Annotated in this window: 15 protein-coding genes; 6 read left to right on the forward strand and 9 right to left on the reverse strand. The window is 72.7% G+C overall.

Annotated features, from left to right (window positions below):
* The first annotated feature begins 75 nt into the window (after nucleotides 1–75).
* Entirely contained in the window at nucleotides 76–498 is a 423-nt protein-coding gene (locus ACZK5D_RS02435; RefSeq protein ID WP_458994452.1) for an RDD family protein, read from the forward strand.
* Nucleotides 499–501: 3 nt separating this feature from the next.
* Here the strand turns inward: ACZK5D_RS02435 and ACZK5D_RS02440 are convergent, their stop codons facing one another.
* From ACZK5D_RS02440 to ACZK5D_RS02455, 4 genes are all read right to left on the reverse strand, one after another.
* On the reverse strand, nucleotides 502–1,644 hold the full coding sequence (locus ACZK5D_RS02440) for an AAA family ATPase (RefSeq protein ID WP_463664108.1): 1,143 nt from the start codon (nucleotides 1,642–1,644) through the stop codon (nucleotides 502–504).
* 167 nt (nucleotides 1,645–1,811) lie between these two features.
* The gene (locus ACZK5D_RS02445) at nucleotides 1,812–3,596 is read right to left on the reverse strand and encodes an ABC-F family ATP-binding cassette domain-containing protein (RefSeq protein ID WP_463664109.1); all 1,785 of its coding nucleotides are present in this window, start codon (nucleotides 3,594–3,596) and stop codon (nucleotides 1,812–1,814) included.
* A 3-nt stretch (nucleotides 3,597–3,599) separates the two neighbouring features.
* On the reverse strand, nucleotides 3,600–4,355 hold the full coding sequence (locus ACZK5D_RS02450; RefSeq protein WP_458994449.1) for a DUF4191 domain-containing protein: 756 nt from the start codon (nucleotides 4,353–4,355) through the stop codon (nucleotides 3,600–3,602).
* 15 nt (nucleotides 4,356–4,370) lie between these two features.
* Nucleotides 4,371–5,321 (reverse strand): lipoyl synthase, encoded by a 951-nt coding sequence (locus ACZK5D_RS02455; protein ID WP_458994448.1) that lies wholly within the window; start codon nucleotides 5,319–5,321, stop codon nucleotides 4,371–4,373.
* A gap of 59 nt (nucleotides 5,322–5,380) precedes the next feature.
* On the opposite strand from ACZK5D_RS02455, the gene ACZK5D_RS02460 reads away from it, so the two are divergent.
* On the forward strand, nucleotides 5,381–6,301 hold the full coding sequence (locus ACZK5D_RS02460) for a DMT family transporter (protein ID WP_463664110.1): 921 nt from the start codon (nucleotides 5,381–5,383) through the stop codon (nucleotides 6,299–6,301).
* Here ACZK5D_RS02460 and lipB read toward each other — a convergent pair whose 3' ends face one another.
* Together lipB and ACZK5D_RS02470 are read right to left on the reverse strand one after the other, a co-directional pair.
* Nucleotides 6,302–6,943: a lipoyl(octanoyl) transferase LipB gene (gene lipB, locus ACZK5D_RS02465; protein ID WP_463664111.1), complete on the reverse strand. Its 642-nt coding sequence runs from the start codon at nucleotides 6,941–6,943 to the stop codon at nucleotides 6,302–6,304.
* A gap of 17 nt (nucleotides 6,944–6,960) precedes the next feature.
* Nucleotides 6,961–7,695: a DUF554 domain-containing protein gene (locus ACZK5D_RS02470; RefSeq protein WP_463664112.1), complete on the reverse strand. Its 735-nt coding sequence runs from the start codon at nucleotides 7,693–7,695 to the stop codon at nucleotides 6,961–6,963.
* A gap of 134 nt (nucleotides 7,696–7,829) precedes the next feature.
* On the opposite strand from ACZK5D_RS02470, the gene ACZK5D_RS02475 reads away from it, so the two are divergent.
* Genes ACZK5D_RS02475 through ACZK5D_RS02490 form a run of 4 tightly spaced genes read left to right on the forward strand, consistent with a single transcriptional unit; the run spans nucleotide 7,830 to nucleotide 11,835 of the window.
* Entirely contained in the window at nucleotides 7,830–8,552 is a 723-nt protein-coding gene (locus tag ACZK5D_RS02475) for a CPBP family intramembrane glutamic endopeptidase (RefSeq protein WP_458994444.1), read from the forward strand.
* Nucleotide 8,553: 1 nt separating this feature from the next.
* Nucleotides 8,554–9,582 carry an NAD(P)H-binding protein gene (locus ACZK5D_RS02480; RefSeq protein ID WP_463664113.1) on the forward strand — a complete coding sequence of 343 codons (1,029 nt, stop codon included), beginning with the start codon at nucleotides 8,554–8,556 and terminating at the stop codon, nucleotides 9,580–9,582.
* Complete coding sequence (locus ACZK5D_RS02485) at nucleotides 9,575–10,318, forward strand: class I SAM-dependent methyltransferase (protein ID WP_458994442.1); 744 nt, start codon at nucleotides 9,575–9,577, stop codon at nucleotides 10,316–10,318. The genes ACZK5D_RS02480 and ACZK5D_RS02485 overlap by 8 nt, the downstream gene beginning before the upstream one ends.
* On the forward strand, nucleotides 10,315–11,835 hold the full coding sequence (locus ACZK5D_RS02490) for an FAD-dependent oxidoreductase (protein WP_463664114.1): 1,521 nt from the start codon (nucleotides 10,315–10,317) through the stop codon (nucleotides 11,833–11,835). The genes ACZK5D_RS02485 and ACZK5D_RS02490 overlap by 4 nt, the downstream gene beginning before the upstream one ends.
* Nucleotides 11,836–11,998: 163 nt before the next feature.
* Here the strand turns inward: ACZK5D_RS02490 and ACZK5D_RS02495 are convergent, their stop codons facing one another.
* From ACZK5D_RS02495 to ACZK5D_RS02505, 3 genes are read right to left on the reverse strand one after another with little or no spacing between them, the layout of a single operon-like run.
* Nucleotides 11,999–12,919, reverse strand: a complete 921-nt coding sequence (locus ACZK5D_RS02495; protein WP_463664115.1) for a phytoene/squalene synthase family protein — start codon at nucleotides 12,917–12,919, stop codon at nucleotides 11,999–12,001.
* Nucleotides 12,916–14,424, reverse strand: coding sequence for a phytoene desaturase family protein (gene crtI / locus ACZK5D_RS02500; RefSeq protein WP_463664116.1), 1,509 nt, complete (start codon nucleotides 14,422–14,424; stop codon nucleotides 12,916–12,918). Before crtI ends, ACZK5D_RS02495 begins: the two co-directional genes overlap by 4 nt.
* The gene (locus ACZK5D_RS02505) at nucleotides 14,421–15,479 is read right to left on the reverse strand and encodes a polyprenyl synthetase family protein (RefSeq protein WP_463664190.1); all 1,059 of its coding nucleotides are present in this window, start codon (nucleotides 15,477–15,479) and stop codon (nucleotides 14,421–14,423) included. Before ACZK5D_RS02505 ends, crtI begins: the two co-directional genes overlap by 4 nt.
* Nucleotides 15,480–15,503: the final 24 nt, after the last annotated feature.

Genomic DNA, 15,503 nt, shown 5'->3' on the forward strand with positions numbered 1-15,503 from the left:
CTGTCATGCGGCTGCGGCAACGGCCAAAACCGTTCGCCGACGGCAGACTCCCGGGCCGCTGCTAGGCTCGCGGCCGTGACCACCACCCCCGCTGAGTACCCCGGCTCCTCGATCGGCCTGCCCGTGTCCGGGGCCGGATCCCTGGCCTCCTGGCGCGCCAGGGTGGCGGCCATGATCGGCGACTGGGCCGCCAGCATGATCGTGGCCATCGCCCTGTTCGGGTTCGACGTGATGACCGGGTCCGGGTGGGAGTCGTTCATGATCCTGGCCGTCTACTTCGTCGAGGCCAGCATCCTGACCGCGCTCACCGGCGGCTCATTCGGGCAGCTCATCGCGCGCATCGGCATCACGCGGTTGGACGGCCAGCCGCTGGGCTGGTGGCGCCCCGTCGTCCGCACCGCGCTCAAGTGCCTCGTCATCCCCGCGCTGGTGGTCGGCGCCGAGCGCCGGGCGCTGACCGACATCCTGCTCGGCACCGTCGTCGTCAACCGGCGCTGACGCTCAGCGCCGGCCCCACTCCCACGGCGGCCGGCTGAGCAGCCCCTGCCCCTCGACGACCGTCTCACCCAGGTCCTTCAGCAGCTCCACCACCTCCAGATCCTCCCCGGGGACCGCGGCGGAGAGCTCCTCGACGAGGGCGAGGGAGTGCGTGACCACGACGATCTGCGTGTCCGCCGACGCGCGGGCGATCAGCCGGGCGAGCGGCGGGATGAGGCTGGGGTGCAGGCTGTTCTCCGGCTCGTTGACCGCCATCAGGGGCGGCCGGACCGGCGCCAGGAGGGCGGCCAGCCACATGAGGTAGCGCAGGGTGCCGTCGGAGAGCTCCGCGGCGCGCAGCGGGCGCAGCATCCCCGGCTGCTGGAGGGTGAGCTCGAACACCCCGTCGCGCACCTCCACCGCCATCCGGCTGCCTGGGAACGCGTCCGCGATGGACTCGGGCAGCCGCTCTTTGCCGCGCTCGATGATGGTCTGGAGCGCGGCGGCCACGTCCGAGCCGTCGGAGGCCAGCGCCCAGGTGCGGGTGCCGACGCGCGGCTGCCGGGAGGGTGCGTCGGCGTCCGTGCGGAGGGCGTCGTAGAACCGCCAGGCGGCGAGGTCGTCGCGGAGGGGGCGCAGCTCGGGCACGTCCGCCAGCATCGAGGCGTGCGGGGCGAGGGTGAACGGCAGCTCGGCCCAGGGACCGTCGTCGCGGACCAGGGCGGCGGCCCGGAGGCGCTTGGCGACCATGGTGCCCGGGCGCATCACGGGCCCGGCCCAGGCGGCCTCGCGCTTGATCTCGGGGTCCCTGTCGAAGGCCGAGTTGCCCGGCACTGGCAGCCCGAGGTCGATGAGGTAGGACAACGCGTCCGAGCCGATGCCCAGCCGCAGCGACACCGGACCAGCGCGACGCGTGCCCTCCACCGGGTTCCCCCGGCGGGCGCCGGCCAGCGACTCGGGCCCGGCCCACAGCGCCGAGCTGAGGCCGCCCTCGCGGGCAAGCGAGCCGACGGCATCCCCGAGCGCGCAGCCCGCCAGCAGCCTGAGCGACCGGTACAGGCTCGACTTGCCGGACCCGTTGGACCCGGTGACGACGGTGACACGGCCGAGCCTGACGGACAGGTCGCGCAGGGAGCGGTACCCGGCGACGGCGAGGGTGCGGTACATGGCCGCCACCCTAGGGGCGCCCTCCGACAGACATCACCACAGTTGCGACCGGCCGATGTGGAGAAGTTGAGCCGATGGATGGGTTCGACGGCAGCCCCACGCGTGACCCGAGCGCAACCCGCGCCGCGAACCCATCCATCGGCTCAACGCGAGACCCGGGCGACGGGTCAGTCGGCCGTCTCGAGCCAGGCTTCCTCGAGGCGCTCGTTGCGGGTCTCGGCGTCCCTCAGCTGACGGTCCAGGTCCGCCAGGCGTGCGAAGTCCGTGGCGGCCTCGGCCATCTGGGCGTGCAGGCGCTCGATCTCGGCGGCCACCTTCTCCAGCTGGCCCTCGATCCGCGTGAGGTCCTTCTTGCGCTGCCGCTCCGCCGCCGCGTCCGGCCTCGGCGTGTCCGCGGAGCCGACGGCGGCCTGGGCGCCGCCCGAGCGCCGCGCCTGCGCCGACGCGGCCTTCGACCTGGCCCGGCGCTCCAGATACTCCTCGACCCCGCCCGGGAGCAGGGCGCAGGACCCGTCGCCCAGCAGCGCGTAGGTGTAGTCGGTGATGCGCTCGAGGAAGTAGCGGTCGTGGCTGACGACGATCAGGGTGCCCGGCCAGCTGTCGAGGTAGTCCTCGATGATGGTGAGGGTGTCGATGTCCAGGTCGTTGGTGGGCTCGTCGAGGATCATCACGTTGGGCTCGGCCAGGAGCAGCCGCAGGAACTGCAGCCGCCGCCGCTCGCCGCCGCTGAGGTCGCCGATGCGGGCCACCAGCTTGTCCCCGGTGAATCCGAACTCCTCCAGCAGGGACGACGCGCTGGCGTCGCGCCCGGTGGCGAGCTTCGTCTCCTCCTTGAGCCGCTTGACCGAGTCCAGCACCCGGTCCTCGTCGTCGAGCTCGCCGACGGTCTGGGACAGGTACGCCAGCCGCAGCGTCTTGCCACGCTTGATCTTTCCGCCCTGCGGCTCCCGGTCCCCGGAGAGGAGGTCCAGCAGCGTGGTCTTGCCTGCGCCGTTGACGCCGACCAGCCCGATCCGGTCTCCAGGCCCGATGGACCACGTCAGCCGGTCCAGCAGCGTCCGGTCCTCGACGGCGTAGCTCACGTTGATGAGGTCGAACACGTCCTTGCCCAACCGGGTGACCGCGAACTGCTGGAGCGCCAGCTTGTCGCGCGGCTCCGGCTCGTCGGCGATGAGCACGTTGGCCGCGTCGATGCGGAACTTCGGCTTCGACGTGCGCGCGGGGGCGCCGCGACGCAGCCAGGCGAGCTCCTTGCGGGCCAGGTTCTTGCGCCGCGACTCGTTGGCCGCGGCCTGCCGGTTGCGCTCCACCCTGGCCAGCACGTAGGCCGCGTAGCCGCCGTCGTAGGCGTCCACCACGCCGTCGTGCACCTCCCAGATCCGGGTGCAGACGGCGTCGAGGAACCAGCGGTCGTGGCTGACCACCAGCATGGACAGCCCCGCCCGGGTGCGTGCCTGCAGGTGGGTGGCGAGGAACGCGATGGCCTCGACGTCGAGGTGGTTGGTGGGCTCGTCGAGGACGATGAGGTCGTGGTGGCCGAGCAGCACCGCCACCAGCCCGACGCGCCGCCGCTCCCCGCCTGACAGGGTGTCCAGCCGGCGGTCGAGCTCCATGTCGGCGATCAGGGCCTCGACGACGGCGCGCTTGTCCGCGTCCGCCGCCCACACGTGGTCCGGCTCGCCGTCGACGATCCAGTCCCGCACCGTCTGGGCGTCGTCGCCGACGGTGGCCTGCGTCAGCACGCCGATCGAGGCGTTGGTGGCCACCGTGACGCGGCCCGCATCAGGCACAAGGTCCCCGGTGAGGATGCGCAGCAGGGTGGTCTTGCCGTCCCCGTTGCGGCCCACCACGCCGATCACCTCGCCGGCGCCGAGGCCCAGTGAGACGGAATCGAGCAGGATGCGCGTCCCGAAGCCGTGCGTGACGGCCTCGAGGTTGACCAGATTCGCCACCCGTCAGCGGCCGCGCATGGCGGACCGGGCGCCCTTCGTCTGGATGGGGCCCTTCGGGATGGGGGCCTTGGGGCGCATCGCGTCGAGGGCGCGGATGCGCTGGTTGACCTCGGTGATCTTGGCCGGGGTGAGCTTCTTGGGCAGCTTCTTGATGGTGGTCGCGAGCTGGTCCAGCGGCACCTGGCCGGCGTTCTTGCCCATCTGGATGACGGTGACGTCGACGCCGTAGGCCACCTGCTCGTGCTTCTTCTTCTCCGCGGCCAGCAGCGGCTTCAGCCGGCCGGGCTCGCCCTCGCCGATGAGGACCAGCCCGCCGGGGCCGAGCGTGCGGTGCACGGCGTCGAGGCTCCTGGTGGCGGTGATGACGGGGGTGGAGATCCACCCCTTGGGCAGCATCTGCAGCGCCACCTCGGCGGAGCCGGCCTGGCCCTCGAAGCGGCGGTAAACGGCCTTGCGCGCGCGCCAGGTGAACACCGACAGCGCGCCGAGCAGGCCCGCCGAGATGCCGACCATGCCCCAGATCAGCCAGGCGTTGAGCACGAAGCCCAGGATCAGCAGGGCGGCGAAGGGGACCAGGAAGCCGGTCAGCATCAGCCAGGGCAGCGCCTTGTCGTACTTCACCGTGACCTTGTAGGTCTCCCGCAGCTGCTTCCACCAGCCCCAGTCCTTGGGGTCCGTGGAGTTCTTCTTGGCCGCCTTGGCGGCCTTCAGCTCGGCCTTCTGCTTCTCAGCTAGCGCCTTGGCTCTCTCGCTGGCCATGTCTGGTTCTCCGTCTCAGCCGATAGTGATGCGGGCGTCCGCGCCGCGGGCGTCCATGGCCGTCCGGTACAGGCGGCCCGCCCGGTACGACGAGCGGACCAACGGCCCGGACAGCACGCCAGAATATCCGATCCCGCGGGCCTCCTCCGCCAGGTCCTCGAACTCCTCCGGGGTGACCCACCTGTCGATGGGGTGGAGGGTGGCGTTGGGGCGCAGGTATTGGGTGATGGTGATCAGTTCGGTGCCCGCGTCGTACAGGTCTCGCAGCGCCTGGCTGATCTCCTCGCGGGTCTCGCCCATGCCGAGGATGAGGTTGGACTTGGTGACCAGGCCCGCCTGCCGCGACATCGTCAGCACGCGCAACGAGCGGTCGTAGCGGAAGCCCGGGCGAATGCGCTTGAAGATCCGCGGCACCGTCTCGACGTTGTGCGCGAACACCTCGGGGCGGGCGTCGAACAGCTGCTGCAGCAGCTCGGCCTTGCCGGAGAAGTCCGGCGCCAGCATCTCGACGCCGACGCCCGGGTTGAGGGCGTGGATCTGTCGGATGGTCTCGGCGTAGAGCCAGGCGCCCTCGTCCGGCAGGTCGTCGCGGCAGACGCCGGTGACGGTGGCGTAGCGAAGCCCCATCTTCTTCACCGACGCGGCCACGCGCAGCGGCTCGGAGGGGTCGTAGTTGTCCGGCTTGGCGGACTCGATCTGGCAGAAGTCGCAGCGACGGGTGCACTGGTCCCCGCCGATGAGGAAGGTGGACTCCCGGTCCTCCCAGCACTCGTAGATGTTGGGGCAGCCCGCCTCCTGGCACACCGTGTGCAGGTCACCGGTCTTGACGATGTTCTGCAGGTCCGTGTAGTTGGGGCCCATCTTGGCCGTGGTGCGGATCCAACTGGGCTTGCGCTCGATCGGGGTCTCGGCGTTCTTCGCCTCCACGCGGAGGAGGCGGCGTCCATCTGGCTGCACTGCGGTCACCCGGCCCAGCCTACCCGCTGCCGCCCGGGGCGCCGTCGTCGGCGGGATAGGGTGAGCAGGTGCTCACGGCTCCCGCCCACCCGGCCGCAGGCGTCGTGGCCCTGGTGGTCGCCGGAGTGGCCTGGGGCACCTCGGGCACCCTCGGCACCCTCCTGACGGCCTCCTCGGGCCTGGGATTCCTCGCGGTCGCCGGCTACCGGATCCTCGTGGGCGGCCTGCTCCTCCTCGTCGCCGTCGTCCTGACGGGCCGCGTGCGCCGGCCGCGGTCGCGGGCCGGGTGGGGCAGGGTCGCGGCGATGGCGGCCTGCTCCGCGGTCTACCAGTTCGGGTTCTTCAGCGCGGTGGGCGTCCTCGGGGTCTCCGTGGCGACGCTGATCACCGTCGGGTCCGCGCCCGTGATGGTGCTCGTGGTGGACCTGGTGACGGGCCGGCAGCGGCTCACGCGCTCCCTGGCCGCAGCGCTGGCGTGCACCGCCGTCGGCCTGCTGCTGTTCATGGGCGCACCGCCGGCGGGCGTCTCCCCGGCCGCCGCGCTGCAGGGCGCGGGCCTGGCGCTGCTGGCGGGCGCCGCGTTCGCGGTGATCAGCCTGCTGGGTGCCCGGCCGGTGGGCGACTACCACGACGCGACCGGCTCCGCGCTCGCCTTCCTCCTCGCGGGTGCGGCCGTGCTGGCGTTCGCGCTCTGGCGCGGCGAGCCGGTGTGGTTCGAGCCGACGCCCTCCACCGTCGCGCTGGTGACCGCGCTCGGGCTCATCCCGTCCGCCGTGGCCTACCTCGCCTACCTGCGCGGGCTGCGCACGCAGAGCTCGACCATGGGGGTGATGGTGGCCCTGCTGGAGCCGGTGACCGGGGCGCTGCTGGCGTTCCTCGTGCTGGGGGAGCGCCTCGGGCCGGCCGGGCTGCTGGGCGGAGCGCTGCTGCTGGGGGCCGTGGTGCTCTCGTCGTGGCGGGCGGGTGCCCCGCAGCACGCCGTGGAGTGATCAGTCGAGGATGGGCTCCAAGGCCCGGGCGAGGTGGGGGCGCAGGTCGTCGGCGACACCCTTGACGCTCCACCGGCCGTCCAGCTCCTCGACGATGGAGGTCACGCCCGCGTCGGTGATGCCGCACGCGATGATGTTGCTGAACCGCTCTGCCGAGCTCAGCACGTTGAGCGCGAAGCCGTGCATGGTGGTGCGCTTCGCCACCCGGACGCCGATGGCGCAGATCTTCCGCTCGGGCCTACCCGCGGAGGCCGGGAGCCACACCCCGGTGCGGCCCTCCACGCGGCCGCACTCCAGGCCGTATCCGGTGAGCAGGTCGATGATCGCCGTCTCGAGCGCGCGCACGTAGTCCACGACCCCCACGCCCTCGCGCAGCCGCACGATCGGATACCCGACGAGCTGGCCCGGCCCGTGGTAGGTGATGAGCCCACCTCGGTCCACGTCGATGACCGGCGTGCCGTCCTGGGGCCGCTGCTCGGGGGTGGTGCGCCGCCCCGCGGTGTAGACGGGAGAGTGCTCCACGTAGAGGACGCACCCCGGAGCGCCGGCGGAGACCTCGTCGTGCATGCTGCGCTGGAGATCCCAGGTCTGCCGGTAGTCCGCCAGCCGCTCGCCCAGCCCGTGGTCCTCGAACGTGATCATGCCCGCGATGCTAACCCTCAGAACAGGGTGGCGGTGAGCGAGACCAGCGGCGGCGCGAGCAGCAGCGCGGGCAGCAGGTCCCCGACCGGGATCTGCTTGAGGTTGAGCAGCCGCAGGCCCAGCGCGAGCAGCACGACGCCGCCCGTGGCCGTCAACGCGTCCACCTGGGCGGTGCTCAGCACGTCTCCTGCGAAGTAGCCGACGGCGGTGAGCGAGCCCTGGATGAGCGCGACGGCGCCCGCGGAGGCGAGCACGCCCCAGCCCAGCGTGGAGGCGAAGGCCATGGCCGCGAATCCGTCGAGGACCGACTTCACCAGCAGTTGCTCCGCGCCCCGGCCCAGCCCGTCGGACAGCGAGCCCAGGATGGCCAGGGGGCCCACGCAGAACAGGAGCGTGGAGGTGACCATGCCGTCGACGAAGCGTGCCGCGTCGCCGGAGGCGGTGAAACGGCCGCGGAGCCAGGCGGCCCCCTGCTCGAGGCGGTCCTCGACGCGCAGCCAGGACCCGAGCAGGGCGCCGACCAGCAGCGAGGCCAGGACGATGAGCATCGCGGCGCCGTCGACCTCCACCTGAAGGGCGTCCGATCCCATGGCCACCACCGACAGGCCGCCGAGCACCATGGTGACCAGGCCGAGCACGGAGGTGACGGTGTCCTTCGTCTTCTCGGGGATCCGGTTGCCGAGCGCGATGCCGACGAGGGCGCCCACCACAACCGTGATGACGTTGACGACCGTCCCGAGCCCGATGAACACGCGGCCATCCAATCAGATCGGCGCATCGTCGGCGCCATGGGGCCTGCCCTGGCAGAGTCGGGAGGGACCCCTCCGCGACTTGTTCAAACTTTGTCTAACCTTTAGGCTGGGGGAGGCCGGAGAAGGAGGGTGACGTGCGCCGATTCATCGACGAACCGCGTGCCTTCCTGGCCGCGGCCCTCATCAACCCCGTCGAACGCGTCCGGACCGAGACGCCCGCAATGCGCCGCCGGCGCCGGATCGTGGTGGGCGTGACGGTGGCGGTGGGAGCGGTGGCGCTCGGCCTGGCGCTCGACATCCGGCCCGGCGCCCCCGAGTTCTACGCAGCGACACTCGGCGTGGCGGGTCTGTGGATTCTCGGCGCCCTGGCGTCCGGCCCCCTCTATCTCGGTGAGGGCCGCACGCGCGACGGCGGCCGCAGTCGGGGGGTGCTGCAGGGCTTCCTGCTGGGCCTGATCCTGCTCGCGATCTTCGTGGCGGGCGCGCTGGTCGTGGTGCGCATCCCCCTGCTCGCCGCGCCGGTGGAGGACCTGCTCGACCACGCCCGGCTCGGCACGCTGTGGCTGGTGGCGCTCATCACCGCCGTCAACGGGGTGGCCGAGGAGCTGTTCTTCCGCGGCGCGGTCTATGCCTCCCTGGACCGCCGGTTCAACGCCATCGGCTCCACGGCGCTGTACGCGGCCTCCACCCTGTTCACCGGCGTGCCGCTGCTCACCTTCGCCGCCGTGTGCCTCGGCACGCTCACCGCCGCCCAGCGACGGGTCACCGGTGGGGTCCTCGGACCCATCACCTCCCACCTGACCTGGTCACTGGGCATGCTGTTCCTGTTGCCGCCGATCCTCTCCCTTGGAGGCTGACATGCCCACCCGTACCGCGCTCGTCACCGGGGCCACCGGCCACGTCGGCGCCCGACTCGTGCCCGCACTCCTCGACGCGGGGTGGACCGTGCGCGTCCTGGCCAGGCGGCCGGAGCGGCTGGACCAGTCCTGGCGCCACCGGGTGCAGGTGGTCTCCGGCGACGCCAGCCACCCCGACGACGTGCTCAGCGCACTCGACGGCGTCTCCGTGGCCTACTACCTGCTCCACTCGATGGACGGCCACGGCGACTACCGGCGGCGGGACCGCGAGCTGGCCGCGACCTTCGCCTCCGCCGCCCGGACCGCCGGCGTGGACCGGATCGTCTACCTGAGCGGCCTCCACCCCGAGGGTGAGCTGTCCGAGCACATGGCCTCGAGGGTGGAGGTGGGGGAGATCCTGCTCGGCTCCGGCGTGCCGACGGCGGTGCTCCAGGCCGGCGTGGTGCTGGGGGAGGGCTCGGCCTCGTTCGACATGCTGCGCCACCTCTCCGAGCGGCTCCCCGTCGCAGTCGGGCCGAAGTGGCTGCGCAACCGGATCCAGCCCATCGCCGTCGACGACGTGATCCACTACCTCGTCCGCGCCGCGGAGCTGCCGCCCGAGGTCAACCGTGCCATCGACGTGGGCATGGACGAGGTGCTCACCTACGTCGAGATGATGCACCGCTACGCCACCGCCACCGGGCTCCAGCCGCCGTTCGTGGTCACCCTGCCGGTGCTGACCCCGCGGCTCGCCTCCCTGTGGGTGGGGCTGGTCACTCCCGTGGATTCCGGGATTGCGCGCCCGTTGGTCGGTAGCCTCATCCATGACGCCGTCAAGCGCGACGACGACGCAACGGACCTTCTCGGGGACCCGCCAGGGGGGCGGACCGGCTTCGACGAGGCCGTCCGGAAGGCCACCGCCCAGGTGGATCCGGCGCGTCCCCGCCGCACCTACGCCCGCCTCGGCGTCGCCTTGGTGGTCATCGCGCTCGCGTTCACCGCCGTCAGGACCATGACCCGTCTCGTGAAGGGAGGCCGCCAGAATGCATGATCACTATCGCGCCGGAAGCGTGACCACGACGGAGGCGTTCGACCGCGGCGCCGGCCACTACGACCTCATGGTGGCCCTCAACCCTGGCTACCATCGCGAGCTCCGCCGGGCGGCAGGCACGCTCGTCGAGCGGGTGGGAGACGGGCGGGGCCTCAGCTTCATCGACCTCGCGTGCGGCTCCGGCGCCTCGACGCGGGCGCTGGTGGGCGCTGCCCCGGTGGACGCCGAGATCCTCGGCCTCGACGCCTCCTCCGGCATGCTGGCCGAGGCCCGCGGCAAGGAGTGGCCGGCGGGGGTGAGCTTCGCGCAGGCCGTGGCCGGCTCCCTGGACCTCGACGCCGTCGGCGGGGACCGCGACGGCATCCTCACCTGCTACCTGTTCCGCAACGTCCCCCCGCTGGCCCGGGACCGCGCCGTGGCGGAGGTGTTCGCCCTCCTGCGGCCGGGCGGCTGGCTGGTGGTCCAGGAGTACTCCGTGGCCGGCGACCGGCGTGCGGAGCGCGTCTGGGACGCGGTGTGCCGGGGCGTGATCATCCCGCTGGGCGCCGTCGTGGACCGCGACGTGGACCTCTACCGCTACCTCTGGCGCAGCGTGACGGCCTTCGACTCCGTGGACCGCTTCTCCAGCCGTCTCACCCGCGCAGGATTCACCGACGTGGCCCACCGCACCGCCTCCGGATGGCAGCGCGGCATCCTGCACACGTTCGTCGCCCGCAAGCCAGAGGAGCATGCATGACTCAGCGCCAGTACCCCGGCCGCGACCCTCGAGCCGTCCGGCACCCCGGGCCCGTGGGATCGGCGAAGGTGCGCGACCAGCGGACCGCCGCCGTCGTCGGAGGGGGGATCGCCGGCATCGCAGCCGCGGCCGGACTCGCCGAGCGGGGGGTCCAGGTCACCCTCGTGGAGGCCTCAGACCGGCTCGGCGGCCGGGTGGCGGCGTGGCCGCTGGGCGACGGCCGCACCATGAGCCGCGGCTTCCACGCCTTCTTCCGGCAGTACTACAACCTGCGGGGCCTCCTGCGCCGGGTGGACCCGGAGCTTCGGCACCTGGTGCCCATCGACGACTACCCGCTCCAGCGGCCCGACGGCATGCGCGACTCCTTCACGGGCCTGGCCACCACCCCGCCGTGGTCGGTGATGCAGTTCGTGATGCGCAGCCCCGCGTTCACCGCGAGGTCGCTCGCGAAGGTCAACGTCCCGGCGGCGGTGGAGCTGCTCCGGGTGAAGTTCCCGGAGACCTACTCCGCCTACGACGGCGAGTCCGCCGCCGCGTTCCTGGACCGGCTGCGCTTCCCGGAAGAGGCGCGCGCCCTGGCCCTGGAGGTGTTCGCGCGCTCGTTCTTCGCGGACCCGTCGCAGTTCGGCGCGGGCGAGCTCGTCGCCATGTTCCACACCTACTTCATGGGCTCCGCCGAGGGGCTCCTGTTCGACGTGCCCGACGACGACTACGACACCGTCCTGTGGGCCCCGCTGGGCAGGTACCTCGAGGGCCTGGGCGTCCAGGTGACCACCGGCGCCCACGTCGAGGCCGTCGGCATCGGGCAGGCCGCCGCCACCGTCGTGGTCGACGGCGAGGCCACCCCCGTCGACGCCGTCGTGCTGGCCGCGGACCCCCGCACCAGCCGGCAACTCATCACCGACCTGGCCGGGCCCACGCTGGGCAACTGGCAGCGCCGCGTGGCGGGCACCGTCAACGCGCCGCCCTTCGTGGTGGTGCGGCTGTGGCTGGACCGCCCGGTGGAGGCGTCGCGGCCGGCGTTCGTCGGCACCTCCGGATACGGCCCGCTGGACAACGTCTCGGTGCTGGAGCGCTTCGAGCGCGGCGCGGCCGACTGGGCGCGGGAGCACGGGGGCTCCGTCGTCGAGCTGCACGCCTACGCGGCGGACCCGTCGACCGTGGTGGATGTCGCGGCGGCTGACGGTGTCGCGGCCAGGCTGGAGGCGGAACTGCACCGGATCTTCCCGGAGACCGCCACGGCGGGGGTGCTGCACCGCGAGGTGCTGGTGCGCGACGACTGCACGCTCATCGGCCCCGAGCGCTGGAACGAGCGGCCGGGTGTGCGCACCCCGTCGCCCCGGCTGGTGCTGGCGGGGGACTGGGTGCGCTGCGACTACCCGGTGGCGCTCATGGAGCGGGCCGCCACCACCGGCTTCCTCGCCGCCAACGCGCTGCTCGAGGGCTGGGGTGCCGAGGGCCACGACCTGTGGACCGTGCCGATGGAGGGCCTTCTGGGCCGCTGGCCCCGTCGCTGAGGCCTGGGGAACGTGAGCTGACAAGCTACGTTCCTAGGCTTTCGAGGCTCGTCGCTTCGCTCCTCGACCCACACCCGCTGGCTGAGGTGCCGCGCAGCGGCCTCGAAGCCTAAGAAACGCTGGCCGACAAGGAACGTTGTCCACGCCGGACGGGGTCGGCCCCTCAGCCCGCGGCGGGCGCGACCCGATCTGCGAAGCTGACCCTCGGCAGCGACCCCGCAAGCGCCCGCAGAGCGACGCCCAGCTTCTCCCGGCCCGGCACCCGGATCCGGCCCGAGAACACGTCGTAGTCCGCCGCCTCGATCCGGTCCAGGATCCGGCTGTACAGCACCAGCGCCGTCCCGACGCATCGCCGCGACGCCGGGGGAAGCATGTCGAGCCCACGCAGCCCCTCGGCGTACAGCTCCCGGTTCCGGGCCACCTGCTCGGCCATCATCGCGCGCCACTCGGGGGTGACCCGACGGAGCCACGGGTCCGCGCCGTGCCTGGCCAGGTCCTCCTGGGGGAGGTAGACGCGGCCCCGGTCCAGGTCCTCGTCGATGTCGCGGAGGAAGTTGGTGAGCTGGAACGCCTGCCCGAGCGCGCGCGCCGGGCCCTTCGCCTCGGGGGTGAGGGGCTCCAGCACGGGCAGCATCATCTCGCCGATCACCGCCGCCGAGCCCTCCATGTAGCCGTCGCGCAGGTCCTCCCACGTCGCCCACGTGTCGCGGGTGAAGTCCGAGGCCATGGCGTCGAAGAAGCGCTCGAAGCACTCCGGGTCCGTGCCGCGCCGGTTGATGCTCTCCACGATGGCGGCCATCACCGGCTGCTCCGCCGTCCCGCGCCTCAGGGCCTCGAAGAACGAGGACCGGAAGGCGGCGAGCCGCTCGTCCGGGGTCCCGTCGCGGGGGACGGAGGCGTCGTCGGCGTCCACCTTGTCGGGCTCGTCGACGATGTCGTCGGCCAGGCGGCACAGCGCATAGACGGTGTAGACGTCCTTGCGCTGGGAGCGGGGCAGCAGCAAAGCCCCCCAGTAGTAGGTGGTGCCGTACTCGCGGGTGAGCTCGGCGCACCGGCGGTAGCCCGCCTCCAGCGACGCGCTCATCGGCCCATCTCCGCGACGCGGGCGGCCGCCAGCTTGCCGGAGACCAGCACCATGGGGATGCCGACGCCCGGGGTGGTGCCCGAGCCGGCGAACACCAGCCCCGGCACCCGCCGGTCCACGTTCTTCGGCCGGAAGGGCCCGGTCTGCGGGAACGTGTGCGCGAGCGCGAACGGCGTGCCGGCCGCCATGCCCTGGCGCTGCCAGTCCACCGGCGTGACGAGCTCCTCGGTGACGATGTCGGTGGGGTAGCCCATCTCCTCCAGCGAGCGGAGCATCCGCTCGCGCAGCCGTGGGCCCTCGACGTCCCAGTCGAGCCGCCCCACCTGGAGGTTGGGCACCGGCTCCAGGTAGTAGAGCGTGTGGCAACCCTCTGGGGCGGCGCCCGGATCGTGGATGGAGGGGACGGACAGGAAGCGGGACGGGTCCGTCATGGCCGTGCCGGCGTCGAGCAGCTCGCGGAACGACTCGTCCCACGCCTTCCCGAAGTAGATGTTGTGATGGCCCGCAGCCTCGGGAAGCTCACCGCGCACGCCCACGTGCCACACCAGCGCGCTGGGGGAGTACCGCCCCGTCCGCGCGACCCTGGGTGCGGGCACGCCGGGCAGCAGCCGCTCGTAGGCCACGGGCAGGTCCGCGGTGACCACGACGGCGTCCGCCGCGAGCACCTCGCCCCCTGTCAGGCGCACGCCGGCCGCCGAGCCGTCGGCGCGGCGCTCCACCCGCTCCGCGGGGCTCGAGTAGCGGAACTCGACGCCCGCGTCGGCGGCCGCCGCAGCCATGGCCCGGGGGACGGCGTGCATGCCGCCCTCAGGGAAGAACACGCCCTCGATGGAGTCCATGTAGGTGATCACCGCGTACAGCGCCAGCGCCTTGGCGGGTGCCAGCCCCGCGTACATCGCCTGGAAGCTGAACACCCGGTGCAGGCGCTCGTCGTCGAACCGGCGGGCGACGGCGGGGCCAAGCCTCCCGAACCCGCCGAGCCGGATCAGCTCGGCCGCCGCGAGCGGCGAGCGGAACAGGCTCAGGGGGGAGTTGAAGTTGGCGTCGATGAAGTGCGGGAGCTCGACGTCGTTCAGCCGCTTGAGCCACGCCACGAACTTGTCGAACGCGGCCGCGTCCTTCGCCCCGCTCTGGGCGGCGATCTCCGCCCGCATGGCCTCATGTCCCGGCCGCACCAGCATGGTGGAACCGTCGGGGAAGTGGGCGTGGTAGGCCGGGTCGAGCAGCGTCAGGGCGACGTAGTCCTCCACGCGCTTCCCGACGGCGTCGAACGCCTCCTGCAGCAGGGAGACCATCGTGAACACGACGGGGCCGGTGTCGAAACGGAACCCGTCCTTCTCCAACGAGCCGTTGCGGCCGCCGGGGATGGCCTCGCGTTCCAGCACCGTGACGCGGTGGCCCGCGCCCGCCAAGTGCATCGCCGCGGCGAGCCCGGACAGGCCGGCGCCGACGACGGCGACGTGCTTCGGCGATCCGCCCACGTGGGGGGTGCGGCGCCCGCTCATGCGTCCCTCCAGGCGAGGGCAGAGGCGGCGTCGCGCAGGCCGGCCACGCCGGCCGCCGACAGTGGTGGCGCCTTGAGGCAGTCCAGGCCGGCGTCGACGGCGTCGGCGATCATCGCCTCCAACTCGGCGGCGACGCCCGAGTCCCGGATCGCGGCGGCGAGGCGGTCCACGTCCGTGGGGCCCAGCTCCGGCGTGCCGAGGCGCGCGATGAGGGCGGCGTCGTCGCCGGTGAGGCGATCCTCCGCGAGTGACAGCAGCACGGTGGCCTTCGCTTCCATCAGATCGTCGCCGGCGGGCTTGCCGGTGACCTCGGGGTCTCCCCAGACGCCCAGGTACTCGTCGCGCAGCGCGAACGCGCGGCCCAGGTGGTCGCCGCAGTCCATCAGCGCGCTCACCACGGAGGGGGAGGCCCCTGCCGCCGTCGCGCCCAGCTGCAGCGGGCGCGCCACGGTGTAGCGGCCGGTCTTGGCGCGTCCGATGTGCTCGGCGTGCGCTCGGTCGCGCCGGCCGGCGGCGGCGCCGGTGAGGTCCGCCCGCTGGCCGGCGATCAGCTCCACCGACAGCGCGTACCAGACCTCGCGCAGGGGGGCCGGGAGGCCGTCGACGAGGCGGTCGGCGACGGTGTGCGCCAGGTCCCCCAGGAGGATCGCCATGTTGCGGCCGAAGACGTCGGCGTCGCCGTAGCCGCCGCAGTCGCGGTGCCAGCCGGCCGCGGCGACGTGCGCGGACGGGCGCCCGCGTCGGGAGTCCGACTCGTCCATCACGTCGTCGTGGATGAGCGCGAACAGGTGGAGCGTCTCCAGGGCCGCGGCGGCGCGGATGAGGTGTCGGTATCCGGTGGAGCCGTGGGTGCCGCCGGCCGCGATGAACCCCCAGTAGGCCAGCGCCACGCGCAGGCGCTTGCCGTGCCCGACGAGCAGCCCGCCCAGCCAGCGGGGGAGGTCGGCCTCGAGGATGTCGAGCTTGAGGTCACCGGCGTAGCTCTGCCACTCGACGGCCAGGGTGTTGCCCTCGGCGCTCAGCAGTGCGTCCACGTCCGCGATCGCGGCACCCACGTCGACGGTGGGAGGGGCCGGCCG

It is taken from the genome of Tessaracoccus yangjingae, from assembly GCF_055326235.1.

What these genes read in the sequence shown, in the direction of transcription:
- ACZK5D_RS02440 (WP_463664108.1), bottom strand. Translation starts at nt 1,644, where the DNA reads ATGTACCGCACCCTCGCCGTCGCCGGGTACCGCTCCCTGCGCGACCTG.
- ACZK5D_RS02450 (WP_458994449.1), bottom strand. Translation starts at nt 4,355, where the DNA reads ATGGCCAGCGAGAGAGCCAAGGCGCTAGCTGAGAAGCAGAAGGCCGAG.
- lipB (WP_463664111.1), bottom strand. Translation starts at nt 6,943, where the DNA reads ATGATCACGTTCGAGGACCACGGGCTGGGCGAGCGGCTGGCGGACTAC.
- ACZK5D_RS02480 (WP_463664113.1), top strand. Translation starts at nt 8,554, where the DNA reads ATGCCCACCCGTACCGCGCTCGTCACCGGGGCCACCGGCCACGTCGGC.
- ACZK5D_RS02485 (WP_458994442.1), top strand. Translation starts at nt 9,575, where the DNA reads ATGCATGATCACTATCGCGCCGGAAGCGTGACCACGACGGAGGCGTTC.
- ACZK5D_RS02490 (WP_463664114.1), top strand. Translation starts at nt 10,315, where the DNA reads ATGACTCAGCGCCAGTACCCCGGCCGCGACCCTCGAGCCGTCCGGCAC.
- ACZK5D_RS02495 (WP_463664115.1), bottom strand. Translation starts at nt 12,919, where the DNA reads ATGAGCGCGTCGCTGGAGGCGGGCTACCGCCGGTGCGCCGAGCTCACC.
- crtI (WP_463664116.1), bottom strand. Translation starts at nt 14,424, where the DNA reads ATGAGCGGGCGCCGCACCCCCCACGTGGGCGGATCGCCGAAGCACGTC.